The organism is Mycobacterium sp. 663a-19 (assembly GCF_035616495.1).
GTDB lineage: Bacteria > Actinomycetota > Actinomycetes > Mycobacteriales > Mycobacteriaceae > Mycobacterium.
In genome coordinates, this window is sequence record NZ_JAPJAV010000008.1 from 142,030 (window position 1) to 168,153 (window position 26,124).

At 69.2% G+C, this 26,124-nt stretch carries 31 protein-coding genes and 1 tRNA gene; 20 read left to right on the forward strand and 12 right to left on the reverse strand.

The window, feature by feature from the left end:
• Positions 1-36: 36 nt before the first annotated feature.
• The 3 genes from OQ968_RS15920 (at position 37) to OQ968_RS15930 (ending at position 2,228) form a co-directional block, all read left to right on the forward strand.
• A complete protein-coding gene (locus tag OQ968_RS15920) occupies positions 37-996 on the forward strand; it encodes a metallophosphoesterase (RefSeq protein ID WP_324679510.1) in 960 nt (319 codons plus the stop codon).
• Positions 993-2,099 (forward strand): PLP-dependent cysteine synthase family protein, encoded by a 1,107-nt coding sequence (locus tag OQ968_RS15925; protein ID WP_324679512.1) that lies wholly within the window; start codon positions 993-995, stop codon positions 2,097-2,099. The genes OQ968_RS15920 and OQ968_RS15925 overlap by 4 nt, the downstream gene beginning before the upstream one ends.
• Positions 2,100-2,154: 55 nt before the next feature.
• Positions 2,155-2,228, forward strand: a tRNA-Pro gene (locus OQ968_RS15930).
• A gap of 28 nt (positions 2,229-2,256) precedes the next feature.
• Here OQ968_RS15930 and OQ968_RS15935 read toward each other — a convergent pair.
• The 3 genes from OQ968_RS15935 to OQ968_RS15945 form a co-directional block, all read right to left on the reverse strand.
• Positions 2,257-2,859, reverse strand: coding sequence for a restriction endonuclease (locus OQ968_RS15935; RefSeq protein WP_324679514.1), 603 nt, complete (start codon positions 2,857-2,859; stop codon positions 2,257-2,259).
• A gap of 66 nt (positions 2,860-2,925) precedes the next feature.
• Complete coding sequence (locus OQ968_RS15940; RefSeq protein WP_324679516.1) at positions 2,926-3,303, reverse strand: DUF393 domain-containing protein; 378 nt, start codon at positions 3,301-3,303, stop codon at positions 2,926-2,928.
• Positions 3,304-3,345: 42 nt separating this feature from the next.
• Positions 3,346-3,648 carry a DUF4193 domain-containing protein gene (locus OQ968_RS15945; protein WP_324679518.1) on the reverse strand — a complete coding sequence of 101 codons (303 nt, stop codon included), beginning with the start codon at positions 3,646-3,648 and terminating at the stop codon, positions 3,346-3,348.
• A 366-nt stretch (positions 3,649-4,014) separates the two neighbouring features.
• Between OQ968_RS15945 and OQ968_RS15950 the strand changes: the two genes are divergently transcribed.
• On the forward strand, positions 4,015-4,710 hold the full coding sequence (locus tag OQ968_RS15950) for an HAD family hydrolase (RefSeq protein ID WP_324679520.1): 696 nt from the start codon (positions 4,015-4,017) through the stop codon (positions 4,708-4,710).
• 6 nt (positions 4,711-4,716) lie between these two features.
• On the opposite strand, the gene OQ968_RS15955 is transcribed toward OQ968_RS15950, so the two are convergent.
• Positions 4,717-5,217 carry a DUF6328 family protein gene (locus tag OQ968_RS15955; RefSeq protein WP_324679522.1) on the reverse strand — a complete coding sequence of 167 codons (501 nt, stop codon included), beginning with the start codon at positions 5,215-5,217 and terminating at the stop codon, positions 4,717-4,719.
• 136 nt (positions 5,218-5,353) lie between these two features.
• Between OQ968_RS15955 and OQ968_RS15960 the strand changes: the two genes are divergently transcribed.
• The 3 genes from OQ968_RS15960 to OQ968_RS15970 are packed head-to-tail and all read left to right on the forward strand — an operon-like array spanning position 5,354 to position 8,251.
• The gene (locus OQ968_RS15960; RefSeq protein ID WP_324679524.1) at positions 5,354-5,914 is read left to right on the forward strand and encodes a hypothetical protein; all 561 of its coding nucleotides are present in this window, start codon (positions 5,354-5,356) and stop codon (positions 5,912-5,914) included.
• Positions 5,915-5,924: 10 nt separating this feature from the next.
• The gene (locus OQ968_RS15965) at positions 5,925-7,241 is read left to right on the forward strand and encodes a peroxidase (protein WP_324679526.1); all 1,317 of its coding nucleotides are present in this window, start codon (positions 5,925-5,927) and stop codon (positions 7,239-7,241) included.
• On the forward strand, positions 7,238-8,251 hold the full coding sequence (locus OQ968_RS15970) for a hypothetical protein (protein WP_324679528.1): 1,014 nt from the start codon (positions 7,238-7,240) through the stop codon (positions 8,249-8,251). The genes OQ968_RS15965 and OQ968_RS15970 overlap by 4 nt, the downstream gene beginning before the upstream one ends.
• A 45-nt stretch (positions 8,252-8,296) precedes the next feature.
• Here the strand turns inward: OQ968_RS15970 and OQ968_RS15975 are convergent, their stop codons facing one another.
• Positions 8,297-8,659: an STAS domain-containing protein gene (locus OQ968_RS15975; RefSeq protein ID WP_324679529.1), complete on the reverse strand. Its 363-nt coding sequence runs from the start codon at positions 8,657-8,659 to the stop codon at positions 8,297-8,299.
• A gap of 164 nt (positions 8,660-8,823) precedes the next feature.
• Here OQ968_RS15975 and OQ968_RS15980 point away from each other — a divergent pair, with 164 nt between their 5' ends.
• The 6 genes from OQ968_RS15980 to OQ968_RS16005 are packed head-to-tail and all read left to right on the forward strand — an operon-like array spanning position 8,824 to position 14,436.
• Positions 8,824-9,726, forward strand: coding sequence for an STAS domain-containing protein (locus OQ968_RS15980; RefSeq protein ID WP_324679531.1), 903 nt, complete (start codon positions 8,824-8,826; stop codon positions 9,724-9,726).
• Between the two features lie 21 nt (positions 9,727-9,747).
• Positions 9,748-10,122, forward strand: coding sequence for an STAS domain-containing protein (locus OQ968_RS15985; RefSeq protein WP_324679533.1), 375 nt, complete (start codon positions 9,748-9,750; stop codon positions 10,120-10,122).
• Entirely contained in the window at positions 10,112-10,522 is a 411-nt protein-coding gene (locus OQ968_RS15990; RefSeq protein ID WP_324679778.1) for an anti-sigma regulatory factor, read from the forward strand. The genes OQ968_RS15985 and OQ968_RS15990 overlap by 11 nt, the downstream gene beginning before the upstream one ends.
• The gene (locus tag OQ968_RS15995; protein WP_324679534.1) at positions 10,515-11,141 is read left to right on the forward strand and encodes a SpoIIE family protein phosphatase; all 627 of its coding nucleotides are present in this window, start codon (positions 10,515-10,517) and stop codon (positions 11,139-11,141) included. The genes OQ968_RS15990 and OQ968_RS15995 overlap by 8 nt, the downstream gene beginning before the upstream one ends.
• The gene (locus OQ968_RS16000) at positions 11,138-13,369 is read left to right on the forward strand and encodes a SpoIIE family protein phosphatase (RefSeq protein ID WP_324679536.1); all 2,232 of its coding nucleotides are present in this window, start codon (positions 11,138-11,140) and stop codon (positions 13,367-13,369) included. Before OQ968_RS15995 ends, OQ968_RS16000 begins: the two co-directional genes overlap by 4 nt.
• A gap of 47 nt (positions 13,370-13,416) precedes the next feature.
• Positions 13,417-14,436 (forward strand): iron-containing redox enzyme family protein, encoded by a 1,020-nt coding sequence (locus tag OQ968_RS16005; protein WP_324679538.1) that lies wholly within the window; start codon positions 13,417-13,419, stop codon positions 14,434-14,436.
• Positions 14,437-14,442: 6 nt separating this feature from the next.
• On the opposite strand, the gene OQ968_RS16010 is transcribed toward OQ968_RS16005, so the two are convergent.
• The 5 genes from OQ968_RS16010 to OQ968_RS16030 all read right to left on the reverse strand — a co-directional run bounded on the left by OQ968_RS16010 (position 14,443) and on the right by OQ968_RS16030 (position 17,512).
• A complete protein-coding gene (locus tag OQ968_RS16010) occupies positions 14,443-14,628 on the reverse strand; it encodes a CDGSH iron-sulfur domain-containing protein (protein ID WP_324679540.1) in 186 nt (61 codons plus the stop codon).
• Positions 14,625-15,335, reverse strand: a complete 711-nt coding sequence (locus OQ968_RS16015; protein WP_324679542.1) for a HemK2/MTQ2 family protein methyltransferase — start codon at positions 15,333-15,335, stop codon at positions 14,625-14,627. Before OQ968_RS16015 ends, OQ968_RS16010 begins: the two co-directional genes overlap by 4 nt.
• 13 nt (positions 15,336-15,348) lie before the next feature.
• Complete coding sequence (locus OQ968_RS16020) at positions 15,349-15,906, reverse strand: type 1 glutamine amidotransferase domain-containing protein (RefSeq protein WP_324679544.1); 558 nt, start codon at positions 15,904-15,906, stop codon at positions 15,349-15,351.
• A gap of 97 nt (positions 15,907-16,003) precedes the next feature.
• Positions 16,004-16,990 carry an LLM class F420-dependent oxidoreductase gene (locus tag OQ968_RS16025; RefSeq protein WP_324679546.1) on the reverse strand — a complete coding sequence of 329 codons (987 nt, stop codon included), beginning with the start codon at positions 16,988-16,990 and terminating at the stop codon, positions 16,004-16,006.
• A gap of 57 nt (positions 16,991-17,047) precedes the next feature.
• A complete protein-coding gene (locus OQ968_RS16030; RefSeq protein ID WP_324679547.1) occupies positions 17,048-17,512 on the reverse strand; it encodes a GatB/YqeY domain-containing protein in 465 nt (154 codons plus the stop codon).
• 33 nt (positions 17,513-17,545) lie between these two features.
• Here OQ968_RS16030 and OQ968_RS16035 point away from each other — a divergent pair, with 33 nt between their 5' ends.
• From OQ968_RS16035 to OQ968_RS16055, 5 genes are read left to right on the forward strand one after another with little or no spacing between them, the layout of a single operon-like run.
• Positions 17,546-18,817: a hypothetical protein gene (locus OQ968_RS16035; RefSeq protein WP_420715935.1), complete on the forward strand. Its 1,272-nt coding sequence runs from the start codon at positions 17,546-17,548 to the stop codon at positions 18,815-18,817.
• Between the two features lie 24 nt (positions 18,818-18,841).
• Complete coding sequence (locus OQ968_RS16040; protein WP_324679552.1) at positions 18,842-19,495, forward strand: DUF4129 domain-containing protein; 654 nt, start codon at positions 18,842-18,844, stop codon at positions 19,493-19,495.
• Complete coding sequence (locus OQ968_RS16045; protein ID WP_324679554.1) at positions 19,477-20,625, forward strand: DUF4350 domain-containing protein; 1,149 nt, start codon at positions 19,477-19,479, stop codon at positions 20,623-20,625. Before OQ968_RS16040 ends, OQ968_RS16045 begins: the two co-directional genes overlap by 19 nt.
• Positions 20,622-21,611, forward strand: coding sequence for a MoxR family ATPase (locus tag OQ968_RS16050; RefSeq protein ID WP_324679556.1), 990 nt, complete (start codon positions 20,622-20,624; stop codon positions 21,609-21,611). Before OQ968_RS16045 ends, OQ968_RS16050 begins: the two co-directional genes overlap by 4 nt.
• A complete protein-coding gene (locus tag OQ968_RS16055) occupies positions 21,611-22,933 on the forward strand; it encodes a DUF58 domain-containing protein (protein ID WP_324679558.1) in 1,323 nt (440 codons plus the stop codon). Before OQ968_RS16050 ends, OQ968_RS16055 begins: the two co-directional genes overlap by 1 nt.
• Positions 22,934-22,946: 13 nt before the next feature.
• On the opposite strand, the gene OQ968_RS16060 is transcribed toward OQ968_RS16055, so the two are convergent.
• Positions 22,947-23,939, reverse strand: a complete 993-nt coding sequence (locus OQ968_RS16060) for a stage II sporulation protein M (RefSeq protein ID WP_324679560.1) — start codon at positions 23,937-23,939, stop codon at positions 22,947-22,949.
• 38 nt (positions 23,940-23,977) lie between these two features.
• Between OQ968_RS16060 and OQ968_RS16065 the strand changes: the two genes are divergently transcribed.
• Positions 23,978-24,814 carry an RDD family protein gene (locus OQ968_RS16065; RefSeq protein ID WP_420715927.1) on the forward strand — a complete coding sequence of 279 codons (837 nt, stop codon included), beginning with the start codon at positions 23,978-23,980 and terminating at the stop codon, positions 24,812-24,814.
• Here OQ968_RS16065 and OQ968_RS16070 read toward each other — a convergent pair.
• Positions 24,811-25,200: a hypothetical protein gene (locus OQ968_RS16070; RefSeq protein WP_324679563.1), complete on the reverse strand. Its 390-nt coding sequence runs from the start codon at positions 25,198-25,200 to the stop codon at positions 24,811-24,813. The two genes, OQ968_RS16065 and OQ968_RS16070, sit on opposite strands and share 4 nt — an antisense overlap.
• A 154-nt stretch (positions 25,201-25,354) precedes the next feature.
• Between OQ968_RS16070 and OQ968_RS16075 the strand changes: the two genes are divergently transcribed.
• Positions 25,355-26,059, forward strand: coding sequence for a PadR family transcriptional regulator (locus OQ968_RS16075; protein WP_324679565.1), 705 nt, complete (start codon positions 25,355-25,357; stop codon positions 26,057-26,059).
• Positions 26,060-26,124 lie beyond the last annotated feature (65 nt).

Here is a 26,124-nt window from a genome sequence, read left to right on the forward strand (position 1 = left end):
CGGTCTGGGTCCGCGAGCCGCAGTATCCTGCCTTGCATGGCTGATGTTCTGCGCGCCCTGACACGCACCGGCGCCGTCGCGCTCGGATCCACCGTCGCCGGCGTCGGTTACGCCGCGATCGTCGAGCGCAACGCGTTCGTCCTCCGCGAGATCACCATGCCCGTGTTGTCGCCCGGCTCCACACCGCTGCGCGTGCTGCACATCAGCGATCTCCACATGCTTCCCAACCAGCGCCGCAAGCAGGCCTGGCTGCGCGAGCTGGCCAGCTGGGAGCCCGACCTGGTGGTCAACACCGGCGACAACCTGGCGCACCCCAAGGCGGTGCCCGCGGTGGTGCAGACCCTGGGCGACCTGCTGTCACGTCCGGGCGTCTTCGTCTTCGGCAGCAACGACTACTTCGGGCCGCGACTGAAGAACCCGCTGAACTACGTGACCAACCCGTCGCACCGGGTGCGGGGTGAGCCGCTGCCCTGGCAGGATCTGCGGGCGGCGTTCACCGAGCGCGGCTGGCTGGACCTCACCCACACCCGCCGTGAGTTCGAGGTGGCCGGCCTGCACATCGCCGCGGCCGGGGTGGACGACCCGCACATCGACCGGGACCGCTACGACACGATCGCGGGCCCGGCCAGTCCGGTGGCCAACCTGCGGCTGGGCCTGACCCATTCCCCCGAGCCGCGCGTGCTGGATCGTTTCGCCGCCGACGGCTATCAGCTGGTGATGGCCGGACATACCCACGGCGGCCAGGTGTGCCTGCCGTTCTACGGCGCCGTGGTGACCAACTGCGGGCTGGATCGGTCCCGGGCCAAGGGGCCGTCGCGCTGGGGCGCCAACATGCAGTTGCACGTCTCGGCCGGGATAGGCACTTCGCCGTACGCGCCGGTGCGGTTCTGCTGCAGGCCCGAGGCGACGCTGCTGACGCTGATCGCCACCCCGATGGGCGGCCGGGATTCCAGCAGCGACCTGGGCCGTTCGCAGCCGGCAGTCTCGGTGCGTTGAGCCAACGGACCCGGATCGCGGTCCGCAGCCAGTCACGCAGCTGGACGGACAACGCGATCCGGCTGATCGAGGCCGACGCCCGCCGCAGCGCCGACACCCACCTGCTGCGGTACCCGCTGCCCTCGGCATGGAGCGCGGACGTCGACATCGCCCTGTATCTCAAGGACGAGACGACTCACATCACCGGCAGCCTCAAGCACCGGTTGGCGCGCTCGCTGTTCCTGTATGCACTGTGCAACGGCTGGATCGGCGAGGGCACCACGGTGGTCGAGGCGTCGTCGGGCTCGACGGCGGTGTCGGAGGCCTACTTCGCGGCGCTGCTGGGCCTGCCGTTCGTCGCGGTGATGCCGGCCGCCACCAGCTCCGCCAAGGTCGCCCTGATCGAATCACAAGGCGGCCGTTGCCATTTCGTGCAGAACTCCGGCGAGGTTTACGCCGAGGCGCAGCGCGTCGCCGACGAGACCGGCGGGCACTACCTGGATCAGTTCACCAACGCCGAGCGCGCCACCGACTGGCGTGGCAACAACAACATCGCCGAGTCGATCTACGAGCAGATGCGCGACGAGGAGTATCCCGTCCCGGAGTGGATCGTGGTGGGCGCGGGCACCGGCGGGACCAGCGCGACGATCGGCCGCTACATCCGCTACCGGCGCCACGCGACCCGGTTGTGCGTCGTCGACCCGGAGAACTCGGCGTTCTTTCCCGCCTACGCCGAGGGCCGGTACGACATCGTGATGTCCGCGTCGTCGCGCATCGAGGGGATCGGCCGGCCGCGCGTCGAGCCGTCGTTTCTGCCCGGCGTCGTCGATCGCATGGTCTCCGTGCCCGACGCGGCGTCGATCGCCGCGGCCCGCCACGTCAGCGCCGTGCTGGGACGGCGGGTGGGACCGTCGACGGGCACCAACCTGTGGGGCGCCTTCGGCGTGCTCGCGGAGATGGTCGCCGAGGGCCGCAGCGGGTCGGTGGTCACGCTGCTGGCCGACAGCGGCGACCGTTATGCCGACACGTATTTCAGCGACGACTGGGTCCGTGCGCAGGGACTCGATCCGACCGGCCCCGCGGCGGCGCTGGTCGAATTCGAGCGCTCCTGCCGATGGAACTGACCTGCGCGGTTTGGCGAGCCGATGCGACGGTGCGATAGGCTGTCGTGGCTTCAAGCGGGGTGTGGCGCAGCTTGGTAGCGCGCTTCGTTCGGGACGAAGAGGCCGTGGGTTCAAATCCCGCCACCCCGACTCATTGCAAGGCGGCCAACGCCTCCGCCTACGCTTCCAGCTCCGGAATCAATCGGCGCTCGGCGCGTTCGGCCGCGCCCGCCCAGATGCGCAACTGCTCCCGCCCGACGAGCCGGCAGCGATGCGTGGTGGCCAGCTGGCGGGCCGCCTTGGTAAACGTTTGATTTGTCACCACGACCGCTTGATTGCAGCCGTGATGCCGCGCGCCGGACACCACCTGCTGGACCGCGGCGACGCCGACGGCCCGTGCCAGCCTCTTGCATTGGACCGCCATGCAGGTGCCGTCCTTTCTGGCGATGAGATCCACCCCGTAGTCACCACTGCCGGCGGTGGGAGTGACCCGCCAGCCCCGGGTACGAAGTTGTGCCGCAACGAATTCCTCGAACTCGAGGCCCGACATTCGGTCGACGTCCACCATCCCCGACGCCGCGCGCTTGAGGTCGCGCCTTCGCTGTAATCCGGCTCGGAAGCGGTCCCGTCGAGCCGAGAGCCACAGGAGGACGAGCACCGCCACGACCAGACCGCCCAGCCCGGCGCAGAATCCGGCCGCCACGCTGCCGGTGGCCTTTTGCGTGAAATACCAAGGGAGAGCTAGCCCGATCGGCAGGAGCGTTCCGAGTAGCTTCTCCATGGCCTCAAGCTAATCGGTGGCTACGACAATTCGGCGCAAGCGGCGGCGCGCCGCGCGCTCAAGGATCTACCCGCACCGTTCGGGCTCGGCCTCGCACAGCGGCGTCGCGCCGGGGAAGCGATAGCGGTGTGCCGCCACCCAGCGATAGATGACTTCTTGCAGCGCGCCGACTCCGGGAATTCGGTAGATCCACAACGGCAGCGGCGTGCCGAGCGCGGCGGAAAGGGCCGCGTTCATTGCGTGCGCGCCGGCGAAGACCGCGCCGGACGAGTCCAGCCACCACGCCGACTCCGTCAACCGGTCGCCGGCACCGACCCGCTCGGCCACCGCCGGGTCCTGCCACGGTTCGATGCGCAGCCGGCCCGTTCGGTTCCAGCGAGCCAGTAAGTTGACCGCGCGGGTGCACACCCCACATCGGCCGTCGAACGCCAAAGTGCCGTCCATATCCCCGAGTCTAAGCCCGCGCGGCCACGGCCCGCGGCGGCGTCACGCGCAGTCGGCGCAGATCGGCAGGCCCGAACTCGAGGTGCGCAGCCGGCTGCGGTGCTGCACCAAAAAGCAGCTCGAGCAGGTGAACTCGTCGGCGCGTTGCGGAATCACGGTCACCGAGAGCTCTTCACCGGACAGGTCCGCGCCGGGCAGCTCGAAGAAGGGCACCTCGTTGGGGTCGTCGTCCACGAGTGTCGTGGACGGGCCCGGCAGGGTGGGGGCGAGCTCGCGTAGAGCCGTCCGATCCTGGGGGTCGACGTCGGACACGCGGCGTGCGTCGTAATCGCTTGCGGTTGCCATGGGGTGCTCCTTCCTGCGGAGGGCCGGGTTGACGCACTTGCCTGTACTCACCCGTGGCTCAGGCGATACCCCGTTCAGGAGCCGTTCACACCCGACGAACCGAAGAAATTGCGCGCGCGACAATTGGCACCCCCGGCCCGCCATTGCCGCAGCTCGGCCGGGCGGACCCGGCGATGGGTGTACACCAGCCAGCCGGTGCCCGCCGCGGCGCACGTTGCCTGCCAACGGCTTTCGTGGTGGCACACGGTGGCGTCGGCCGTCGCCGGACGGCCGCCCCGGAATCCGCTGACAGGCCTACCCGCTCCGGCGGCCGTGAAACCGCCCACGGCCCGTGTCGGCGGGGCGGAACGCGGGTATGCCGCACCGATGACACCCGCCCGGCCCCCCGCGGTTCTGTTCGACGTGGACGGAACCCTCGTCGATTCCAACTACCTGCACGTCTACGCCTGGCAGCGGGCATTCGACAGCGAGGGCATAGCGGTCGCGGCCTGGCAGATCCACCGCTGCATCGGCATGGACGGCTCGCGGCTGGTGCGCAGCCTGTCCGACACCCCGACCGGGGAAGCCCCGCCCGACGTGCAAGACCGGATCAGCGAGGCACACAGCCGGTTCTACCGCGAAACGGCGCCCCTGCTCGCACCGTTGCCCGGCGCGCAGGCGCTGCTGCGCCGGGTCGCGGGGCTCGGGCTCCAAGTGGTGCTGGCCAGTTCGGCGCCCGACGACGAGCTCGAGATGCTACGCAAGGCGCTCGGCTGCGACGACGTCATCGCCGAGACGACGTCGTCACGCGACGTGGACACCGCCAAACCCGAACCGGGCATCGTGCAGGTTGCGCTCGATCGGGCCGGCGTGAACCCCGACCGGGCCGTGTTCGTCGGGGACGCCGTGTGGGACGCCCACGCCGCGGCGGGCGCGGGGTTGGCGTGCATCGGGATGCGCAGCGGCGGCATCGCCGACGCGGAACTGCAGGCCGCCGGGGCCGCGCCGATCTTCGCGGACCCGCAGGATCTCCTCGACCATCTGGAATCCACCCGCATCGCGGAGCTGGCGGCCCGCCGCTGATATCGGCTACCTCTCGCGGGTACGCAGCAGCAGCGGCAACACCCACCAGAAAAGCGCGAACATGACGAGCGCGCACGCCCCCGCAACGAAGCCCACATCGCGACCGGACACCGCGGCGAAAATGATGACGGTCACCCCGGTCAGCGCGGCGCCCAGCAGCGCCAGCCCGGCGTAGGCGCAGCGGTGCGCCGCCGACACCAACACCCGCAAGCGATGCCGCCTGAACAGCATCCGGTGCATGGCGACCGGGGAGATGAGCAACAGGGTCGAGGCCACCGAGAACCCCACCGTCGCCAGATACACCATCCGCATGGGCTCGCCGAGCACGTCAAAGCGCTGCTGAAAAGGCAGCGTGAGCAGAAATCCGGTGAGCAGCTGCACCCCGGTCTGCACCACCCGCAACTCCTGCAGCAGGCTGTTCCAATTGCGGTCGAGCCGTTGGATTTCGGTCTCGCCGCGTTCCCGGCGATCCCAGCGCTGGTCGTCCTCCGGGTGATCGACGTCCATGGCCGTGATCATCGCACCGCTCGCCGCGTTTGGGGAGCGCCCCGCTCGCGCGTCCGGGTAAAAGACGGCCCGGGAGCCAGACTCGCGTAGTAGCGTCCCGCCCAGCGGGGGGCGAATCGAGGAGACGGGAGAGGCGATGCCGCCGATCGAGCACGAGTGGACCAAGCCCGCGGCGATGGCCATCCCCGCGGAGGGTTACTTCGAGCTGCAGCGCGGCAGATACGGGCCCGTCTTCCCGAGAACCCCCGCCTGCTACGGGTTCTCGATCATCGCGAAGGTCAAGCCGGGGCGCGAGGAGGCGATCCGCGAGTACGGCAGGGTGATCCAGGCGGCAATCGAGGCGCAGCCGGACCTACTGGCCCCGCTGCGGCTGCATTACCTGCGCTGGGTTCTGTTCGACGTCGGCTTCGGACTGCATTTCCAATACCAGGGGATTTTCGACACCGACTTCGACAAGTACACCGAAGACGCGATCAAGCTGTTTTCGCAGTCGGGCGTCACCACGGTGTTCACCAACCTGGAAGGCTTCCCCGAGGACTGGCAGACCAACCCGGAGGCATTCATCAAGTTCGTGCGCGAGCACCAATTCCCCAGCTTCCTGGAGTACGGGGAGTATCCCTATGTCACGGCCGACGAGATCAAGAAGGCGCTTCGCCTCAAGGCCGCGTTCTCCGACATGCTCGACCAGATGCAGTAGATGCTCGCGCATGCTTGAGTTGGACAACATCCAGCACATCCTGGTGACGCGCACCCCGGCGATGACGGGGCGCTACGAATTCCTGTCGTTCGACAACCCGGCGGGAGGGCGAGCCTGGCTGGGCGAGCTGGTGGACAAGGCCCAATCGGCGGCCGACGTGCGCAGGACGATGGACAGCAGCGACCGCTGGGTCACGCTGGCGTTCACCTGGAATGGCCTGCGGGCGTTGGGCGTTCCCGAGGACTCGCTCGCCACGTTCCCGGACGAATTCCGTGAGGGCATGGCCGCGCGCGCGGACATCCTGGGCGACACCGGTGCGAACCACCCCGACAACTGGGGCGGCGGGTTGGCCGGCGACGACCTGCACGCGATCGCGATCCTGTTCGCCCGCAACGATGCCGAGCACCGCCGCTGCACGACGGTTCACGATGATCTGGTCGCACGCTGTCCCGGGGTGCGGGTGCTGTCCTACCTCGACCTGAACGCGACGCCACCGTTCGACTACGCCCACGATCACTTCGGGTTCCGGGACCGATTGTCCCAACCGGTGATCGAGGGCAGCGGCGAAGAGCCGACACCGGGTTCCGGCGGGGCGCTGAAGCCCGGCGAATTCATCCTCGGCTACCCCGACGAGGAAGGCAACATACCGAATCTTCCTCAACCCGAGGAATTGTCGCGCAACGGCAGCTACATGGCCTACCGGCGGCTGCGGGAGCACGTCGGGCTGTTCCGCGACTACCTGAAGGAACAGGCCGACACGCCGGACGGGCAGGACCTCCTTGCCGCGAAACTGATGGGCCGGTGGCGAAGCGGTGCACCGCTGGTCCTCGCACCCGAGCACGACGACCCCGAGCTCGGCGCGGATCCCATGCGTAACAACGACTTCAACTACAAGGAACCGGACCCGTTCGGGTACGCGGTGCCGCTGGGTTCCCACATCCGCCGGCTGAACCCGCGCGACACGACGGTCAACATGAACCGGCGCCGGATGATCCGCCGCGGCGCGACGTACGGCGAGGCGCTTCCCGAGGGCGCCGACGACGACGGCGCGGACCGCGGCATCGCCGCGTTCATCATCTGCGCCAGCCTGGTGCGCCAATTCGAGTTCGCGCAAAACGTGTGGATCAACGACCGCAACTTTCACGAGCTGGGCAACGAGCGCGATCCGATCTGCGGAACACAGGACGGCACACTCGAATACAAGATTCCCAAGCGCCCGATCCGCAAGGTCCTCAAGGGATTGCCGGCGTTCACCACGCTCACCGGCGGCGCGTACTTCTTCCTTCCCGGTATCAACGGCCTCAAGTACCTTGCGAGGACACCATGAGCGCACCCGCGCGCACCTACAACCAGGCGCACCTTCCCCGTCAGCACACGCCAGGCCGCCGGCGTATCAGCATCTACTGGACGTGGAGCTATCCGTGGGAGGCCCAACGCGATCCCGCCGCGATGGACAACCGGTTCTCCACCATGACGGAGGTCCGCCGGGTGGCCTGGCCGAACTACGAGACGCCGGAGTGGGACGAGGCGCACTTTCTGCAGGGCATCGCCGGGACCCTGGAGTTGTTCCACCGCTCGACACTGCATTTCCAGGAACTCGCCGGCGAGGTGACCGGTCACCCGGTCGCGGTCTTCCAGCGGATCGACCAGGCGGGATACCAGCTGCCGATCGACGAGCGGGTGCTGGCCGACGCCGACACCCTCATGGTTTTCGGGCTGGATCACGTTCTCGGACAAGAAGAGTCGCGACCGGAGGAGGCCGAAGCGATTCGGGCGTGGCTGCAGCGCGAAGGCACCTGCCTGCTGATGGCCCCGCACCACGACGTGGGCTTCACCCACGACCCCGAGCAGCGCCAGGTCGAGTACCTACACCACGGCGACCCGCTGGTGCCGCGCCAGCAGCGCTTCAGCCAATACACCCGGTCGCTGATGAAGGCCCTCGACGTTCCCGTCTACAACAGGTGGGGGCTAAGGCCCGCCGTTGTCCCAGGCGGCAATGAGATCGCTCCGCTGACCGCGTTCGCCGATCTTGACGCGCCCGGACTTCTCGACGGCGTAACCACTTTCAACTTCCACCCGCACCTGCCGCACTACGAGCTCACGGCGCCGGAAAGCGACACGCTGCGGGTGCTCGGCCGGCAACGAATCGATCCCACCCGGCCCCATCCGTTCACCGAGGCGGGCAACACCGAGTTCAACGCGCTCATCTGGATGCCGCCCGCCGGCCGGCGCGCCGGCGACATCGTGCTGGTCGACTCCACGAATTTCACGACGCTTTTCGGGGGCACCGAGAGCCTGGCCCGCTTCTGGCGCAATGTCGCCCTGATGTCGCCCTGATGAGGTGACGCGGCCCCGGCGAGCCGGACTCGACGAGACCGAACGTCAGCCGTTGACTTCCCGTACCGCGGTCAACGCGTCGTCGAGGGTCGGGTACAGCGGGAAGGTCTTGTCCAAACCGGTCAGGTGGATCGGCCGCCTGGTCGCCGGACCCCGCGCGACCACCCCGAACTCGACGGACTTGCCCAGCTTCTCGTAGGTGGCCGCGAGGATCTTCAGCCCCACCGAGCCGAGGAACTCCACCGCGGAAAGATCGATGACCAGTGCCGTCGGGCCGTCCGCGACTACCGCGCCGATGGCTTGTTCCAGGGCCGGGGCGGTGACCAGGTCGATTTCACCGCTCACGCTGACCACGGACACCCCATCGTGGTCCGCAACCAACGTGGTAATCGAATCAGGAGCTGACAATGGCGATCCTTTGTCCCGGGCCTTAAGTGCCTTAAGTGTGGTGCAAGCCTAACCTGCTTTGCGAACTGCGAGAAAGAAGAAGACCTCAACACCTGCCCCGCGACGATCCAGGCTAGTCTCCCCATAGAACGTGCGCACTGCGACGCGGCACATGGGGAGGTCAGATGTCAGACTTGCCGTCGGATTTCAGCAGTACCAGCACCGCCGCACAGACGGTCAGCATCTCCAGCGAGGGCCTGCTACCGCAGCTAGTGCAGCATTTGCGGCAGAACCGGACGGTTTTGCGTGAGGAATGGGCGCGCAGGATCACCGAGGCGCAGTTGCTCACCGCCATGACCCCCGAAGAGCTGTTCTCCGAAGCCACCGCCGTCTACGACAACTACGTCGAGGTGCTCGAGACCGGTAGCGTCGAGGCGCTGCAGGCCTATGCGCGCGACCTGTCGGAACGCATCATCCCCCGGGGCGTGGAGACCGACGAGGTGCTCGGCATCGTCTTGCTGCTGCGCGACGTGCTGGCCCGCTCCCTGTTCGAGAAGTACCAGACAGACTTCGAGATGCTCAACCGCGTGCTGGACGCCTACGAGCCGGCGGCCAACCGCATCGCCAACACCGTGGGCGTGTCCTTCGTGCAGGAGCGCGAGCGCATCATTCGCCAGCAGCAGGAGGCGATCCGCGAGCTGTCGACCCCGGTGCTGCAGGTGCGCGAGCAGCTGCTGATTCTGCCGATCATCGGCGTGCTGGACAGCCAGCGCGCCCGTCAGGTCACCGAACAGCTGCTGCGGGCCATCCGCGCCAACCGCGCGAAGGTCGTCGTCATCGACATCACCGGTGTGCCCACCATCGACTCCACGGTGGCGAACCACCTGGTGCAGACCGTCGACGCGTCGGGGCTGATGGGCGCGAGCGTCATCATCACCGGCCTGTCCTCCGAGATCGCCCTGACGCTGGTGACGATCGGGCTGGACCTGTCGAAGATGAACGCCGTCGGCGACCTGCAGGGCGGTATCGAAGAGGCCGAACGCCTGCTGGGCTACGAAGTCACACGCACCGGCGACACCACCGGGTAGACCCAATCAGCAGAGTTCCCGATGCCAGTCCCCATCCTGAAACAGGGCGCGATTCTGATCGCGACGGTGCAGGCCGCACTCACCGACTCCGAGACCGAACGGCTCCGGTACGACCTGATGGAGCGGGTCAGCCGGTTCCGCGCGCAGGGCATCATCGTCGATGTCACCGCCATCGACGTGATGGATTCGTTCGCCGCCCGGTCGCTGCGGACGATCGCGCACATGACGCGACTGCGCGGTGCGGACACCGTGATCGTGGGTTTGCAGCCAGAGGTGGCCTTCGCCATGGTCCAACTGGGTCTGGCGTTCGATGACATGAACACGGCCCTGGACCTCGAAGAGGGCCTTGCCCTGCTGAGTCGCAAATCGACGATCGGGCGCGATGGTGGAGGCTGACATCGTCGTCGACATCGATAACCCCGACGACATCGTCGAAGCCCGCAAAGCCGGCCACCAGCTCGCACTCGACCTCGGATTCTCGCTGACCGACGTCACCATGATCGCGACCGCGATCTCCGAGATCGCGCGAAACATCACCAGCTATGCAGGTCGCGGTGCGGTGCGGGTCGCGGTCGAGGACCGGGAGGGCCGCAAGGCCCTGGTGGTGCGCGCCGAGGACGACGGGCCCGGCATCGCCGACATCGAGCGCGCCATGGAGGACGGATACTCCACCGGCCGCGGGTTGGGCATGGGCCTGCCCGGGGCCCGCCGCCTGATGGATCGGTTGATCGTGGAATCCGCGCGCGGCCGCGGGACGGTCATCGAAATGTGGAAATGGGTTCCCGGCCGTGCATGAACACGGCCGGCTGGGGCCAATGGAATGGGCAAGGGCGGGCCGCCCGGTGCCCGGCGAGTACACGTCCGGCGACCGCGGCCTAGCGATCGACATCGACGGTGCTGCCGCCCTGTTCGGGGTGCTGGACGGACTCGGCCACGGCCCCGCCGCCGCCGCCGCGGCGCTGCGCGCCGTCGACGCGCTCACGCACGCCCGCAACGAGCGGGTCGAGGTTTTGGTCCAGCTGTGCCACCGCGTGTTGGCCGGCACCAGAGGAGCCGCGATGACCCTGGCGCGGGTCGATTTTGCGGCCGGCACGCTGACGTGGACCGGGGTTGGCAACGTCACGGCCAACCTGCTGGCCAAGGATGCGGCCGGCGTCCACGTCCGCTCCAGCGCGCGGCTGGCCGCGGGCATCGTCGGCTACCGCATCCCGGAAATCAGGCCCGCGCAAGTGATTCCGCTGCGCGCCGGCGACCTGCTCGTCATCGCGACCGACGGCATCACCGAGGAGCACTTGGACCACCTCGACTTCGCGGGCACGGCCACAGCGATCGCCGAGGAGATCTTGGGCAAGTACGCCAAGGAATCCGATGATGCGATGGTGCTCGCCGCGCGCCACCGGGGAGCAACCACATGACCAACGCAAACCTTGACGACTTTCACGCCCAGTACGTCACCGCGCTGCGGGCCTACCTGGACACCCGCGACGAGGACAGCCTGGCCGTCGCCCACGAGCTGGGCCGCCGGGCCCTGGAAGAGCAGATCAGCATGCTCGACATCATCGAGCACCACGTCGAGCTGGTCCTCGAACTCGCGAAGGACATCCGGGTTGACGGGCCGGTCGCGCTGGATTTCTTGCTGCAGACGCTGGCCCCGCTCGACGTCGCAACCCGCGGATTCCTCGACGGCACCAAGCGCTACGCCGAACAACGCGCCCGCGCCGAGGGGCTCGCCGACCGCGACAAATTCCGCACCGCACTGGTGAATTCGCTGCAGGAGGGGTTCTTCGTCGCCGATCACGAGGGCGCGGTGATCGAGATCAACCACGCGTTCGCCGACATCCTGGGCTACCCCGCCGAAGGTTTGCCGTATCGCTGGCCCCATCCGTGGCTGGTCGACAAGAAGACGGCGCGTCAACAAATCGAAAAAGTGATGAGCAGCGGCAGCGCCGAGTACGAGACACCGATTCGGCATCGAGACGGCCGCCTCGCCTGGGTGGCGGTGAGCATCAACGCCGTCAAGGAAACCGGCAGCGACCGGGACGTTTTCGTGGGCACCATCCGGGACATCACCGCAGAGCGCGCGTTCGCGGCGCGGGAAAGCGCGGTGCTGCGCCTGGCCACGGCCGTGGCCGTGGCCAAGAGCGTGGCCGAGCTGCTGGCCATCACGCTCGACGAGTGCCGGACGTCGATCGACATCCAACGCGTGGTCGCCGTGTCGTGGCCGAACGGCGACGGGGAGCCGACCGTCCAGATCGCCGGGGAGTCCGGCGAGTCGTCGTGGCGCGACCTTGATCCGTGGCTGCGCAGCACGTTTCAGGATGCGCGTCACCAGCTGCCGCTGACCGCCAAGACGGTCGACCGGCCGGACACCCCCGGGAAGGCGCAGGGGCTGGTCGCGGTGCTGTCCGGTGCGGGCGACGTCGCGTTGTGGCTGGAGCTGGGCTCCCCCCGCTGGATCAGCGCCGAGGATCGGCTGCTGGTGACGGTGCTCATCGGCCATCTCAGCCTGGCCATCCAGCATGTCCGCCAGTTCGAGAGCGCCCGCGAGACGTCGCTAACCCTGCAGCGCGCGATGCTGCCGCCGGTGAAGCCGCCGCCGGGGTTTGCCGTGCGCTACGAACCCGCCGTCCCGCCGCTCGAGATCGGCGGCGATTGGTATGACGTGCTGCCGCTGGGCGATCACCGCATCGGCATCGTCGTCGGCGACTGCGTGGGCCGCGGCTTGCCCGCCGCGGCGATCATGGGCCAGCTGCGCAGCTCGGCGCGGGCGCTGTTGATCAACGGCGCCCAGCCGGCGCTGCTGCTCGAGCAACTCGACTCGGCGGCGTCGCTCATTCCGAACGCCTACTGCACAACGGTTTTCGTGGCCGTCCTAGACACCGAATCCGGTCTGCTGCAGTACAGCAACGCCGGCCACATGCCGGCCGTGGTCGCCGGGGCCGGGTCCGGTTCCGAGCCCGAGAAGGCCGTACTGACCGACGCCACCTCGGTGCCGCTGGCCGTCCGCCGGGACGAGCCCCGCCCACAGGCGTCGACGGTGCTGCCGTCGGGCTCGACGCTGATGCTGTTCACCGACGGCCTGGTCGAGCGCAAGCACGAGTCGATCGACGACGGAATCGCCCGCGCCGCAGACGTTTTGGTCGAGACGATGACGCTGCCGCTGGATGCCGTCGCGGATGCGATGCTGCGCGAACTGGCCCCGGCGGCCGGATATGACGACGACGTCGCGATGGTGATCTACCGGCACGGTGGGGCACCGTTGCGCATCGAAAGCATCGCCACCGCAGACCAATTGGTCGATATCCGGCATCGGCTGGGCGGCTGGCTGCGGGGCGCCGACGTGCCGGAGGAGTTAGCCGCCGACATCGTGCTGGTGATCAACGAGGCGTGCACCAACTGCGTCGAGCACGCGTACCGCGGACATCCCGTCGGGTCGATGCTGCTCGAGGCCAAGGCCACCGACGGCGAGATCCGGGCGCGAGTCACCGACACCGGTTCCTGGAAGAAACCGGCCGCCGACCCGGGCAACAGCGGGCGGGGCCTGGTGCTGATGAGGGCCCTGAGCAACGCGATGGAAATCGACACTTCCCCAACCGGAACGACGGTCGACATCAGCTTCCGTCTGCACCCGGCGGGGGTTTGACGGCGGCGCACCGTTTGCCCCGTCCCGATCGTGGTATCCACACAGGCGTGACCCGCGCATCGATCACCGTCGAACCCGCCCTCCCGGCGGCCCATGGGCCGTTGTCGATGGCGGTGCGCCGCACGTTGACGGGACCGCCGTCGAACGACCACCTCGCCCGCATCGGCACATCCGTGCGCGATTCCGATCCCTACGGCCTGGACCTGCAGCTGGCCCTGTGCATGTGCTACGAGCTGCATTACCGCGGGTTTGCCGGCGTGGATCCCACCTGGGAGTGGAATCCCCCCCTCCTGCACCTGCGCGCCGAACTCGAGCGGGCCTTCCTGGCGGGGGTGCGCCGCGACGTCGGACCGATCGACCCCGGCCGCACGGCGGCGGAGGAAATGGACGCGATCTCCGTCGAGCCCATCGACGGGACCGGCCCGTCGTATCACCTGCGCGACAGCGGGACCTGGCAGCAGATGCGCGAATACTTCGTGCACAGGTCGCTGTATCACCTCAAGGAGGGCGACCCGCACGCGTGGGCGATCCCGCGGCTGATGGGCGGCGCCAAGGCGGCGTTCGTGGCGGTCGAATTTGACGAGTACGGCGCCGGCCGGGGTCCGCGGCTGCATCAGCAGCTCTTCGCGGACCTGCTGGTTGCCGCCGATCTGGATCCGACCTATCTGGGCTACCTTGACGCCGTCGGTGCCGAAGCGCTCGCGGTGGTGAACCTGATGTCGCTGTTCGGGTTGCACCGCCGATTGCGTGGCGCCGCGATCGGGCATTTCGCGGCGACGGAGATCACCTCGCCGCCCGGCTCCCGGCGGATGGTCCAGGCGCTGGAACGGATGGACGCGCCGCCACAGTGCATCGCCTTCTACCGCGAGCACGTCGAGGCCGACGCGGTGCACGAACAGGTGGTGCGCCTCGACGTCGTCGGCGACCTCGTCGCCCGCGAACCGAGACTGGACCCCGACGTCGTCTTCGGCATGCGCGCGCACGCCGTGGTCGAAAATCGGTTGGCGGACAACATCATGGCGCGCTGGAAGCGGGACGAGGCGTCGCTGCGGCGACCGCTCGATTAGCATCGATTAGCCGCGCCGGCATCTCCGGTGGCTGGTGTCGCACAACGGGTACTCCCTGCTGCGCCCGCAGGCACAGATCGCCACCATGAACCGGTCGGATTCGACGACGCGGCCGTCGGGCGTCTCGATGCGCACCGGCCCGGAGACCAGCACCGGGCCTTTCGGCACCACTTGCACCCGGGTGGCGGTCATGGCTTGTCCGCCCGGATGACCACCAGCTCCTCGTGCCGGCAGCCGCGCCGCAACCGGCCCGTCTCCTCCAGCCAGGCCGCCCGCGCCGACAGCACCGGTCCGAATGGAATCCACTGGGAGGCAATGACTTCGGCCTCCAGCCCGGTTGCCCGCAGCGAGTCCAGCGACTGGCCGACACCGGCCAGTGCCGAGTGGACGAGCAGCAGGGATCCGCCGCGGCACAACAGGTTTGACGCCGACTCGCACAGCGGATCCAGCACCAGCCGCCCGTCGAGGCCGGCGTTCCATGCCCACGACGGCCCGGCGCTCGGCGAGATCGCCGCGGTGTCGTCGTCGGGCGGTGCCGGCACATAGGGCGGATTGGACACCACCACCTCGAAGGGCTCGCAGCTCAGCGCCCCGATCCAGGAGCCTTCGCGGACGTCGATCTCCACCCCCGCGACGGCCGCGTTGCCCCGGGAGCTGCGCACCGCGCGCGGGCAGATGTCGAAGGCGGTGACGCTGGCACAACCCATTTCGGCCGCCGCTATCGCGACGAAGCCGCTGCCGGCACACAGGTCGAGCACCCGCCGGCGCGGGATCAGCCCGCTGCGGTGCATCGTGTCGACGAGCAGCCGGGAGTCCTCTTGCGGCGGGTACACGTCATCCGGCCGGCCGGTCTCGGCGACGAGCAACTCCGGCCGCAGATCCGGATAGGTGGCGGTCAACGCTGCGCCCGATTCACGCGTGCGCCGAGGTTCTGGCGAGCTGTTCGACCACCGTCGAGCAGAACGCGGGCAGGTCGGCGGGCGACCGGCTCGTTATCAGGTTTTCGTCGACCACGACCTCTTCGTCCACCACGTGAGCACCCGCATTGCGAAGGTCGGTGCGAATGCTCGGATACGACGTGAGTGTTCGCCCGACCGCCACCCCGGCCTCCACCAGGGTCCACGGACCGTGACAGATCGCGCCGACCGGCCTTCCCGAGTTGACGAAGTCCCGCACAAACGACACCGCCGAGCGGTCCAGGCGCAACTTGTCGGGATTCACCGTGCCGCCGGGCAGCACCAGGCCGTCGAACTCGTCGACCGAAACATCCGAGACAGCCCGGTCCACGGGGAAGGTTCCCGCGGGCTCCAGGTCGTGGTTACGCGCCTGAATATCACCGGGTTTCAGGGACAGCAGCTGCACCTCCGCGCCCGCCTCCTCGAGCGCGGCGCGCGGCTGCTCGAGTTCCACCTTCTCCACCCCGTCGGCCGCCAGGATGGCAATTCTCTTGCCCTGCAATTCGTTTGACATCATGTATCCCTTCGTGCTCACGCGGAGCCGTCACGCGTCCCGCCCCGCGTCCGCGTTGGCATCCGAATACCCTTGCCGAAGCGCACCAAACTTGCGCTCAGCTCGAGGCGGCCCGCAGCGCCTCGAGCAACGGTTCCGCCGCTTCCTTCAGAAACAGCTCCTGCGTGTCGCCGCCGATCTGGACCAGCGCCACGTCGGTGAACCCCGCCTCCCAGTACGGGCGGACGGCGTCCACGATCGCGTCCAGGTCGGGTCCGCAGGGAATGCTCTCGGCGACGTCGTCGGGGCGCACGAATTGGGTGGCGCCGGCGAAGCCGGCCGGCGTCGGCAGGTCGGCGTTGACCGCCCAGCCGCCGGCGAACCACCGGAATTGGTCGTGGGCGCGTTCGATCGCCACGTCGCGGTCGGGATCCCAGCTCACCGGTAGCTGCCCCACCACCCGACCGCCCTCGGCGCCGTTGGCGGCCTGACGCGCGGCGTGCCACGCACCCACCAGGTCCGCATCGGGTTGCACCGCGACCAGGTGGTCGGCGAGCTTGGCGAATTTCTCGACGCCGTTGGCGCCGCTGGCCGCCACCCCGATTTGGACCGGCACCTCGGGCACATCCCACAGCCGCGCGGAGTCCACCTGGAAGTACTCGCCGCGCCAGTTCACCAGCCGGCCGCCGAACAGCTCACGGATGATTTTGATGGCCTCGCGCAGCATGTCCTGCCTGCGCTCGACGGTCGGCCAGGCCTTGCCGACGACGTGTTCGTTGAGGTTCTCGCCGCTGCCCAACCCCAGGGTGAACCGCCCGTCGGCAAGGATCTGCACGGTGGCCGCCTGCTGCGCGACGATCGCCGGGTGATACCGCATGGTCGGGCAGGTCACGTAGCTGTACAGGTCCACCCGGTGGGTGGCGTGCGCCACCGCGCCCAGCACCGCCCACGCATTCGGTGCGTGCCCCTGAGACATCAGCCACGGCGAGAAGTGGTCGCTGCAGACCTCGAAGTCGAAGCCGCGTTCTTCGGCCGAAAGCGCATACCGCACAAGGTCTTTGGGCCCGCTCTGCTCGGTCATCAAGGTATAGCCGAACTTGGTCATATCCGACCTGTACCCCGGCGCGCCGGGCGCAAACCGCCTCAGGGCGTCACGACGCGGCTATAGGCGCTCCTTGACCGCCGCCGACAGCCGCGCGCCGTCGGCCTTCCCGGCCGCGATCTTGGTGGCGGCCTTCATCACCAGCCCCATCTGCTTCATGCCCGGGCGCTCCCCGATGTCCTCGGCGACCTGCGCGATCGCGGTGTCGGCGACGTCTGCCAACTCCGCCTCGGTGAGCGGTGTGGGCAGGTACTCGTCGATGATCCGCGCCTCGGCGTGCTCGTTCGCGGCGAGCTCGCCCCGGCCGTTCTGGGTGTAGATCTCGGCTGCCTCGGCCCGCTTGCGGGACTCCCTGGCCAGCACCTTGATGATTTCGTCGTCGGAGAGCTCCCTGGCCTGCTTGCCGGACACTTCCTCGGTCTGGATCGCGGCCAGCAGCATGCGCAGGGTCGCGGTCCGCAACTTGTCCTGGGTCTTCATCGCCTGGGTGAGGTCGGCCCGGAGCCGGGATTTCAGTTCCGCCATGCCTGAGACGCTACGCGGGCGTCGCGAGCAGAGATTGAGAAATGCCCCGACCGCCGACAGGATGGAGGCCATGACCCACGACGGGCCCGGTTTCAAAGGCCACCGGACACGGTGAGCACGCTGCCACCCGGCTATCCGGCCGGCCCGCCGCCGGCTTACGGACCCCCGCCTTACGGCCCGCCACCCGCATACGGCCCCCCGCCGGCTTACGGCCCACCGCCCGCTTACGGCCCGCCGCCCGGCTACGGCCCCCCGCCCGGTTACGGTCCCCCACCTTATGGCCCCCCGCCCGGCTACGGCCCGCCGCCGGGATTCGGGCCGCCACCCACCCCGGCGGCGCTCAAGCCCGGGATCATCCCGCTGCGTCCGCTGTCGCTGAGCGACATCTTCAACGGCGCGGTCGGCTACATCCGCACCAACCCGAAGGCCACGCTGGGACTGACCACGCTGGTGGTCGTGGCCATGCAGATCATCACGCGGATCGCCTTCTTCGGGCCGCTGGCCGCCTACGGCCGGCTCACCACCGACCGGCCGGACGAGCTGACGTGGGGGGTCATGGGGGCGTGGGGGGCGTCGATGTCGGCCAGCCTCCTGGTCACCTGGCTGGGCAGCATGATGCTGTCCGGAATGCTCACCGTCATCGTCGGGCGGGCGGTGTTCGGTTCGACGATCACCATCGGCGAAACCTGGCGCAAGATTCGCGGCCGGCTGCTTCCCCTGCTCGGGCTGGCCTTGCTGGAAGCCGCGGTGGTGGTGGTCCTGGCCGGGTTGGTCGCGGTGATACTCGCGCTGCTGGCGGCGATCGGCAACGGCGCGCTGGCCGTCCTGCTGGGCTTCCCGCTGGGGCTCGCGATGATCGCGGTGCTGGTGTTCCTCTACACGGTGGTGCTGTTCGCACCCGTGCTGATCGTGCTCGAGAGGCTGCCGGTCATCGAGGCGCTGACCAGGTCCTTCGCGCTGGTTCGCGGCGGCTTCTGGCGGGTGCTGGGAATCCGGACGCTGACGTTCATCGTGGCATCCGTCGTCGCCAACGCGATGGCGGTGCCGTTCAGCATCGTCGGCCAGGTCATCCTGTCCGGAAACCCGTCGGTTTCGGCGCTGCTCATCGGCACCTCGGTCGCATCCGTCGGGGCGGCGATCGGCGAGATCGTCACCGCGCCCTTCAACGCCGGAGTGATCGTGCTGCTCTACACCGACCGCCGAATGCGCGCCGAGGCATTCGATCTGGTGCTGCAGACCGGCGCCGCCGGCGGGCCCTACGCTGCCGCGTCCACCGACAACCTGTGGCTGACCCGGCCCGCGTAGGCCGAGCGAGGACGAGCTGAGACAGTGCCTTCCATCGACATCGACCGCGATGGCGCCCACCTGGCCGCACAGACCGAGCTCGGCAAGCCGATCTATTCGAAGGCTTCTGCGGCACAACAACTCATCGACTGGCTCAACGAACAGATCTACCGGCTGCTGCAAAAGACCTCGGCGGTCCCGGGGGGATTGTTCACCACCACGGTGCTGCTGATCCTGCTTGCAATCGCGGTGATAGTCGCCGTCCATGTCGCGCGGCGCACCATGCGCACCCGCCGGGGCGGTGACCACCTGCTGTTCGAAGCCGCACAGCTCACCGCCGCCCAGCATCGCGCGACCGCGGAAGGCTATGCGGCGGAAGGTAATTGGGCCGCGGCGATCCGACACCGGTTGCGCGCCGTCGCACGCCAGCTCGAGGAGACCGGCGTGCTCAACCCTGCCCCCGGCCGCACCGCCAACGAGCTGGCGCACGACGCCGCCGCGGCGTTGCCTCATCTCGAAGGCGAATTGTGGGAGGCGGCAACGGCTTTCAACGACGTCACCTATGGTGAGCGGCCCGGAACTGCAGCCGCCTACCAGATGATCGCGGACCTCGACGACCACCTGCGGTCCAGACCACCGGCCGCCGCACCGACGTCGGGCCCGCACGTCGCCGTCGAATCATGGGCGAGGGTCCGGTGACGGCGACGATCCCGACGCGACCGGCGGCGCGGTGGCGCACATGGGCCTGGGTGGCGCTCGCCCTGGTCGTGCTCGCCGCGATCGCCGCGATCGGCGCCTACCTGACCGAACCGCGACCCGGCGCCCCGATGGATCCCGCCTCGACCGAGCCCGACGGTGCCCACGCCCTGGTGGCGCTGCTGCGCGACGGCGGCGTCGACGTCATCGTCGCCAACGGCATCGCCGACGTCGAGCGGGCGGCACGCCCCAACACGCTCATCCTGGTGGCACAGAGTCAGTACCTGGCCGACGACACCCTGCTGGACCGGCTGGCGAAGGCCCCCGGCGATCTCCTGCTGGTGGAGCCCACGGCGCGAACCCGCGAGGCACTCATGCCAGGGGTGACCATCGAGCCCTCCAGCGACTTCGACAGCAACCCGAATTGCTCGCTGCGCGAGGCCACCTGGGCCGGGTCGGTGCGGTTCGGCCCGAGCGTCAGCTACAAGGCCAAAGACGGCCGGACCATGACGCGCTGCTACGACGGGATACTGATCCGGTTCCGGGACCACGGCCGGACAGTGACGGCCGTCGGCAGCACCGATTTCATGACCAACGGCGGCCTGTTGCACGCGGGCAACGCCGCGTTGGCGATGAACCTCGCCGGTGACCGGCCCCGCCTCATCTGGTACGCGCCGCATCGCGTCGAGGGCGAAACATCCTCGCCCGCATCGATTTCCGACCTGATCCCGGACAATGCGATCTGGGTCGTCTGGCAGCTCTGCCTGGTGGTGCTGCTGGTTGCGCTGTGGAAGGGGCGCCGGCCGGGTCCGCTGGTCGCCGAGGAGCTGCCCGTCGTGGTGCGGGCGTCGGAAACGGTGGAGGGGCGCGGCCGGCTCTACCGGTCCCGGCGCGCCCGCGATCGCGCCGCCCAGGCGTTGCGCACCGCCACGCTGCAGCGCCTACTGCCGCGCCTCGGCCTCGGCGCGGGCACGCCGCCGCCGGCGGTGGTGGCGACCGTTGCCCAGCGCAGCGGGGCAGACGCGGGCTTCGTTTCCTATCACCTGTTCGGCCCGCCGCCGGCCACCGACGACGACTTGCTACAACTCGCCCGAGCGCTCGACGAAATCGAAAGGCAGGTCACACACTCGTGACACAACCGTCCCCGCCGCACACCCCCGTCTCAGACCCGGCCGCCGAATCCGCGCGAAATGCGTTGCTGGCGTTGCGCGGTGAGCTCGCCAAGGCCGTCGTCGGACAGGAAGGGGTCGTCAGCGGCCTGGTCATCGCGCTGCTGTGCCGCGGTCACGTGCTGCTGGAAGGCGTTCCGGGGGTCGCGAAGACGCTGCTGGTCCGGGCGTTGGCCGCGGCGTTGCAGCTGGAGTTCAAGCGCGTGCAGTTCACCCCCGACCTGATGCCCGGCGACGTCACCGGATCGTTGGTGTACGACTCGCGCACCGCCGCGTTCGCGTTCCGGCCCGGCCCGGTGTTCACCAATCTCCTGCTGGCCGACGAGATCAACCGCACCCCGCCCAAGACCCAGGCCGCGCTGCTCGAGGCGATGGAGGAGCGTCAGGTCAGCGTGGAAGGCGAGGCCAAGCCGCTGCCCGACCCCTTCATCGTCGCCGCGACACAGAACCCGATCGAATACGAGGGCACCTACCAGCTGCCCGAGGCGCAACTGGACCGCTTTCTGCTCAAGCTGAATGTCGCACTGCCGCAACGCGATTCCGAGATCGTCATTCTCGGGAGGCACGCGCACGGCTTCGACCCCCGCGACCTGTCCGCGATCAAGCCGGTGGCTGGGCCCGGGGAACTGGCGGCCGGCCGGCAAGCCGTCGCGCAGGTGCTGGTCGCCGACGAGGTGCTCGGCTACATCGTCGACATCGTCGGCGCCACCCGTTCCTCCCCTGCGTTGCAGCTGGGTGTGTCGACACGCGGGGCGACGGCGGTGCTGGCCACCGCCCGATCCTGGGCATGGCTGTCCGGCCGCAACTACGTCACGCCCGACGACGTGAAGGCCATGGCCCGCCCGACGCTGCGGCACCGGGTGATGCTGCGCCCCGAAGCGGAGCTCGAGGGCGCCACACCCGACGGCGTGCTCGACGGAATCCTGGCCTCGGTTCCGGTGCCCCGCTAGTGATCCTGACCGGGCGCACCGGCCTGGCGGCGCTGATCCTCATCCTTCCGATCGCGCTGTCGCCCTGGCCGGCAAGGGCTTTCGTGGCGCTACTGGTGGCGCTGGCGGTGGTGGGCGCCATCGATGTCGGGCTGGCGGCCAGCACCCGTGGGCTGCGCTACACCCGGTCGCCGGACTGTTCCGCCCGGCTGGGCCAGCGGGTCGATGCCGACCTGGAGATCTTCAACGACGGCCGCCGCCGCTTCCGCGGCCAGATCCGCGACGCCTGGCCGCCCAGCGCGCGCGCCGAACCGCGCATTCACGCCGTCACCATCGCAGCCGGCCAGAGCCGGCGTGTCCGCAGCGTGCTGCGGCCGGTTCGCCGCGGCGATCAGCGCGCGGCCGTCGTCACCGCCCGGTCGATCGGGCCGCTGGGGTTCGCCGGACGGCAGCGCTCCCGGCCGGTGTCGGGCCAGGTGCGGGTGCTGCCGCCCTTCCTGTCGCGCAAGCACCTGCCGTCGCGGCTCGCCAAGCTGCGGGAGATCGACGGGCTGCTGCCCACGCTGATCCGGGGGCAGGGAACCGAATTCGACTCGCTGCGCGAGTATGTCGTCGGCGACGACGTGCGCTCCATCGACTGGCGCGCCACCGCGCGCCGCGCCGACGTGATGGTTCGCACCTGGCGGCCCGAACGCGACCGGCGGGTGGTGATCGTGCTCGACACCGGGCGCATGGCGGCCGGCCGCGTCGGCGTCGACCCGACCGCCGCGGATCCGGCGGGGTGGCCCCGGCTGGACTGGTCGATGGACGCCGCCCTGCTGCTGGCCGCGCTGGCGTCGCGGGCCGGCGACAACGTCGACTTTCTGGCGCACGACCGGGTGAGCCGGGCCGCCGTGTTCGGGGCGTCGCGCACCGAGCTGCTCGCCCAGCTGGTCGAGGCGATGGCCCCGCTGCAGCCGACGCTCGTCGAATCCGATTGGCGCGCAATGATTGCCGCCATCCTGCGGCGCACCCGGCGGCGGTCGCTGGTGGTGCTGCTGACCGACCTCAACGCGACCGCCCTGGACGAGGGGCTGCTGCCGATCCTGCCGCAGTTGTCATCCAGGCATCACGTGATGATCGCCGCGGTCGCCGACCCGCGCGTCGACCAGATGGCGGCCGGGCGCTCCGATCCCGCCGCGGTGTACGACGCGGCGGCCGCCGAGCGATCCCGCAACGACCGCCGGGCCATCGCGTCGCGGCTGCGCCACGGCGGGGTGGAAGTCGTCGACGCCGTCCCCACGGAACTGGCGCCCGCGGTCGCCGACCACTACCTGGCGATGAAAGCGACCGGGCGGCTTTGACTTTCGCTGCCGGCTACCCGGTGGGGACGACGTCGGGCGCGTCATCGATGTCGCCCGTCTCGCCGGCCTTCGCGGCGCGACGGCCAAAGTGGACGATGTAGGACAGGAACGCCACCTCGGCGACGACGCCGATGCCGACCCGAACGAACGTCGGCAACGGCGCCGGCGTCACCAGCGCCTCGAGCAACCCGGACACCAGCAGCACACCGACCAGGCCGACGGCGACGGACACCACCGCGCGGCCCTGTTCGGCGAGCACCTGTCCACGCGGCCGGTCGCCGGGCGATATCACCGACCACCCCAGCCGCATGCCCGCCGCCCCGGCCAGGAATACCGCCGTCAGCTCCAGCAGCCCGTGCGGAGCCAGCAGACCCAGCAGGATTCCGCCCTTGCCGGCGTGGAACATCAGTCCGGCGATCATCCCCAGGTTGGCGGCGTTCTCGAACAACACGATCGGGATCGGCAGCCCCAGCAGCACCGACAGCGCGATGCACTGCGCCGAGACCCACGCGTTGTTCACCCAGACCTGCAGCGCGAAGGCCGCGGCCGGGTGCTCGCTGTAGTACGAGGCGACGTCGTGGTTGACCAATTGATCGATGTCCGTTGGGGTTCCGAGCGCCGATTGCACCTCCGGATTGCCGGCCACCCAGAACGCGATGATCAGCGCGACGCCGAAAAACGCCGCCGCCGTGCCCAACCACCATCGCCAGCAGCGGTAGGCCACCACCGGGAACGAAACCGTCCAGAACCGGACGAACGCACTGCTCAGCGGCGCGTGGGCGCCCGTCACCGCGGAACGGGCGCGCGCTATCAAGCTCGACAGCCGGCCGATCATCAGCGAATCCGACGATGCCGATCGCAGCATCGACAGATGGGTGGACACGCGCTGATACAGCTCGACGAGTTCGTCGACCTCCGCGCCGGTCAGCGACCGGCGGCGCCTGACCAGCTGGTCCAGTCGATCCCAGGTGCCGCGATGGGTCAGCACGAATGCGTCGACATCCACCCTGAGCAGCCTAATCGCAGCCTGTACCGTTCGGTGTTATGTCGGAGGTGGTGACCGGGGACGCGGTGGTGCTCGACGTGCAGATCGCCCAGTTGCCGGTGCGCGCCGTGGGAGCACTGATCGACATCACGGTGATGTTCGTCTTCTACCTGCTCGGGCTGATGCTGTGGGCCGCCACCCTAACCCAGTTCGACAGCGCGCTGAGCGGCGCCGTCCTGGTCATCTTCACCGTGCTGGTGATGATCGGGTATCCGCTGGCGTTCGAAACCGCCACGCGGGGACGGTCAGTGGGCAAGATCGTGATGGGCCTGCGCGTGGTGTCCGACGACGGCGGCCCAGAACGCTTCCGGCAGGTGCTGTTTCGCGCGCTGGCCTCCGTGGTGGAGATCTGGATGTTCCTGGGCAGCCCCGCCGTCATCTGCAGCATGCTGTCGCCGAAGGCCAAGCGCATCGGCGACATCTTCGCCGGCACGGTTGTGGTGAGCGAACGCGGGCCGCGACAGGGGCCGCCGCCGGCCATGCCGCCGGCGTTGGCCTGGTGGGCGGCGTCGCTGCAGCTGTCGGGGCTGTCGCCGGGCCAGGCCGAGGTTGCGCGCCAATTCCTTTCCCGCGCACCGCAACTCGACCGGCAGTTGCGCCAGCAGATGGCATACCGGATCGCGGGCGACGTGGTGTCCCGAATCGCCCCGCCGCCGCCGCCCGGCGCCCCGCCGGAGCTGGTGCTGGCCGCGGTCCTCGCTGAACGGCACCGCCGCGAGTTGGCGCGACTCCGTCCCGCCATGCCGTCGCCGCCGCCGATGGGACCCTGGCCGCCCGCCGGGCCCGCCCCCGGCTGGCCGCAACCGCAGGACGGCGGCTTCTCGCCGCCCCGCTAGCTGGAGACGGCGATCGCCATCAGGGCGACGTCGATGATCAGCAACGCCCAGCCGGCCAGCGGAACCGCGATCCCGCCGCGGTGCTTGGCGGTGAAGAACGAGACGACGATGACGAGAAAGGCCACCACGGGCGCGCCGTAGAACGCGACGCCGAAATCGATCCCCCCGCTGCCCAGGTTCGGGCAATTGTGACCGCTGCAGCCGTCGGTGCTCATCACGGCGCCCAGCGCGAAGAGCATCACGAGCGCGGCCGCCGGCACCGTGGACAGCGCCAACCCCCAGTTGATCCACGGCCAGACGTGGCGTCTGCGGCCCGGGCCCTGCGCAGTTCCGGTCGCGCCGCGGGTCCCGCTCTCGAACGTCACGTTGGGGTTATTTGCGTTCATCCCTCAGGTGCTACCCGTCGGCATTCGGGTGCAAACTGCCCCGTCATGGCGGATTTGGGACTCATACGGTTGCATCGCGTTAGTTCGCGATATATCGTGATGTTTCGAAGCACGCGCCCCTGCGTGCTCCCATGAGACGTAAGGACTACGAACAATGACGAATCCCTTCATTCCGCCCGATGGTCCATTCGGCGGCCAGCCCGGCCTCGGGTTCGGCTTCGGCCCCGGCCAGCGGCGTGCCCTGCATGATGCCAGGCGCCAGGCGCGACGGGAGTTCCGCGAACATGTCCGTGCACAGGCCCGTGAACACGCCCGCGACCAGGCCTTCGGGCCGGGTTTCGGTCCCGGGTTCGGTTTCGGACCGGGCTTCGGCCCGGGCTTCGGCTTCGGCCCGGGTGGTTGGCGTCGCGGCGGTCCCGGTCGCGGCCGGCGCGGCGACGTGCGGGCGGCCATCCTGGTGCTGCTGGCCGAGCGGCCGATGCACGGCTACGAGATGATCCAGCAGATCGCCGAGCGCAGTAACGGAATCTGGCAGCCGAGCCCCGGCTCGGTCTACCCGACGCTGCAGCTACTGGCCGACGAAAGCTTGATCACCGCGGCCGAAACCGAGGGCAGCAAAAAGCTTTTCGAGCTGACCGAGCAGGGACGTGCGGCGGCCGAGAAGGTCGAGACGCCGCCGTGGGACGAGATCGCCAAGGGCGCCGACCCGGGCCACGTCAACCTGCGGACCGCCATGGGCCAGCTGTTCGGCGCCGTCGCGCAATCCGCGCACACCGCCAGCTCCGAGCAGCAACAGCGCATCGTCGAGATCGTCAACAATGCGCGGCGCGAGATCTACGGCATCCTCGGCGAGGACTGACCCCTCCTTTCCCCGCGAGCGTGCACAGAATGCCAGCCACACCGGCGTGGCGCTGCACAAACACG

Coding starts and splice junctions, on each gene's coding strand:
- OQ968_RS15920 (WP_324679510.1), top strand. CDS start 37: ATGGCTGATGTTCTGCGCGCCCTGACACGCACCGGCGCCGTCGCGCTC.
- OQ968_RS15935 (WP_324679514.1), bottom strand. CDS start 2,859: ATGGAGAAGCTACTCGGAACGCTCCTGCCGATCGGGCTAGCTCTCCCT.
- OQ968_RS15940 (WP_324679516.1), bottom strand. CDS start 3,303: ATGGACGGCACTTTGGCGTTCGACGGCCGATGTGGGGTGTGCACCCGC.
- OQ968_RS15945 (WP_324679518.1), bottom strand. CDS start 3,648: ATGGCAACCGCAAGCGATTACGACGCACGCCGCGTGTCCGACGTCGAC.
- OQ968_RS15950 (WP_324679520.1), top strand. CDS start 4,015: ATGACACCCGCCCGGCCCCCCGCGGTTCTGTTCGACGTGGACGGAACC.
- OQ968_RS15955 (WP_324679522.1), bottom strand. CDS start 5,217: ATGGACGTCGATCACCCGGAGGACGACCAGCGCTGGGATCGCCGGGAA.
- OQ968_RS15960 (WP_324679524.1), top strand. CDS start 5,354: ATGCCGCCGATCGAGCACGAGTGGACCAAGCCCGCGGCGATGGCCATC.
- OQ968_RS15965 (WP_324679526.1), top strand. CDS start 5,925: ATGCTTGAGTTGGACAACATCCAGCACATCCTGGTGACGCGCACCCCG.
- OQ968_RS15970 (WP_324679528.1), top strand. CDS start 7,238: ATGAGCGCACCCGCGCGCACCTACAACCAGGCGCACCTTCCCCGTCAG.
- OQ968_RS15980 (WP_324679531.1), top strand. CDS start 8,824: ATGTCAGACTTGCCGTCGGATTTCAGCAGTACCAGCACCGCCGCACAG.
- OQ968_RS15985 (WP_324679533.1), top strand. CDS start 9,748: ATGCCAGTCCCCATCCTGAAACAGGGCGCGATTCTGATCGCGACGGTG.
- OQ968_RS16000 (WP_324679536.1), top strand. CDS start 11,138: ATGACCAACGCAAACCTTGACGACTTTCACGCCCAGTACGTCACCGCG.
- OQ968_RS16010 (WP_324679540.1), bottom strand. CDS start 14,628: ATGACCGCCACCCGGGTGCAAGTGGTGCCGAAAGGCCCGGTGCTGGTC.
- OQ968_RS16020 (WP_324679544.1), bottom strand. CDS start 15,906: ATGTCAAACGAATTGCAGGGCAAGAGAATTGCCATCCTGGCGGCCGAC.
- OQ968_RS16025 (WP_324679546.1), bottom strand. CDS start 16,990: ATGACCAAGTTCGGCTATACCTTGATGACCGAGCAGAGCGGGCCCAAA.
- OQ968_RS16030 (WP_324679547.1), bottom strand. CDS start 17,512: ATGGCGGAACTGAAATCCCGGCTCCGGGCCGACCTCACCCAGGCGATG.
- OQ968_RS16045 (WP_324679554.1), top strand. CDS start 19,477: ATGGGCGAGGGTCCGGTGACGGCGACGATCCCGACGCGACCGGCGGCG.
- OQ968_RS16065 (WP_420715927.1), top strand. CDS start 23,978: ATGTCGGAGGTGGTGACCGGGGACGCGGTGGTGCTCGACGTGCAGATC.
- OQ968_RS16070 (WP_324679563.1), bottom strand. CDS start 25,200: ATGAACGCAAATAACCCCAACGTGACGTTCGAGAGCGGGACCCGCGGC.
- OQ968_RS16075 (WP_324679565.1), top strand. CDS start 25,355: ATGACGAATCCCTTCATTCCGCCCGATGGTCCATTCGGCGGCCAGCCC.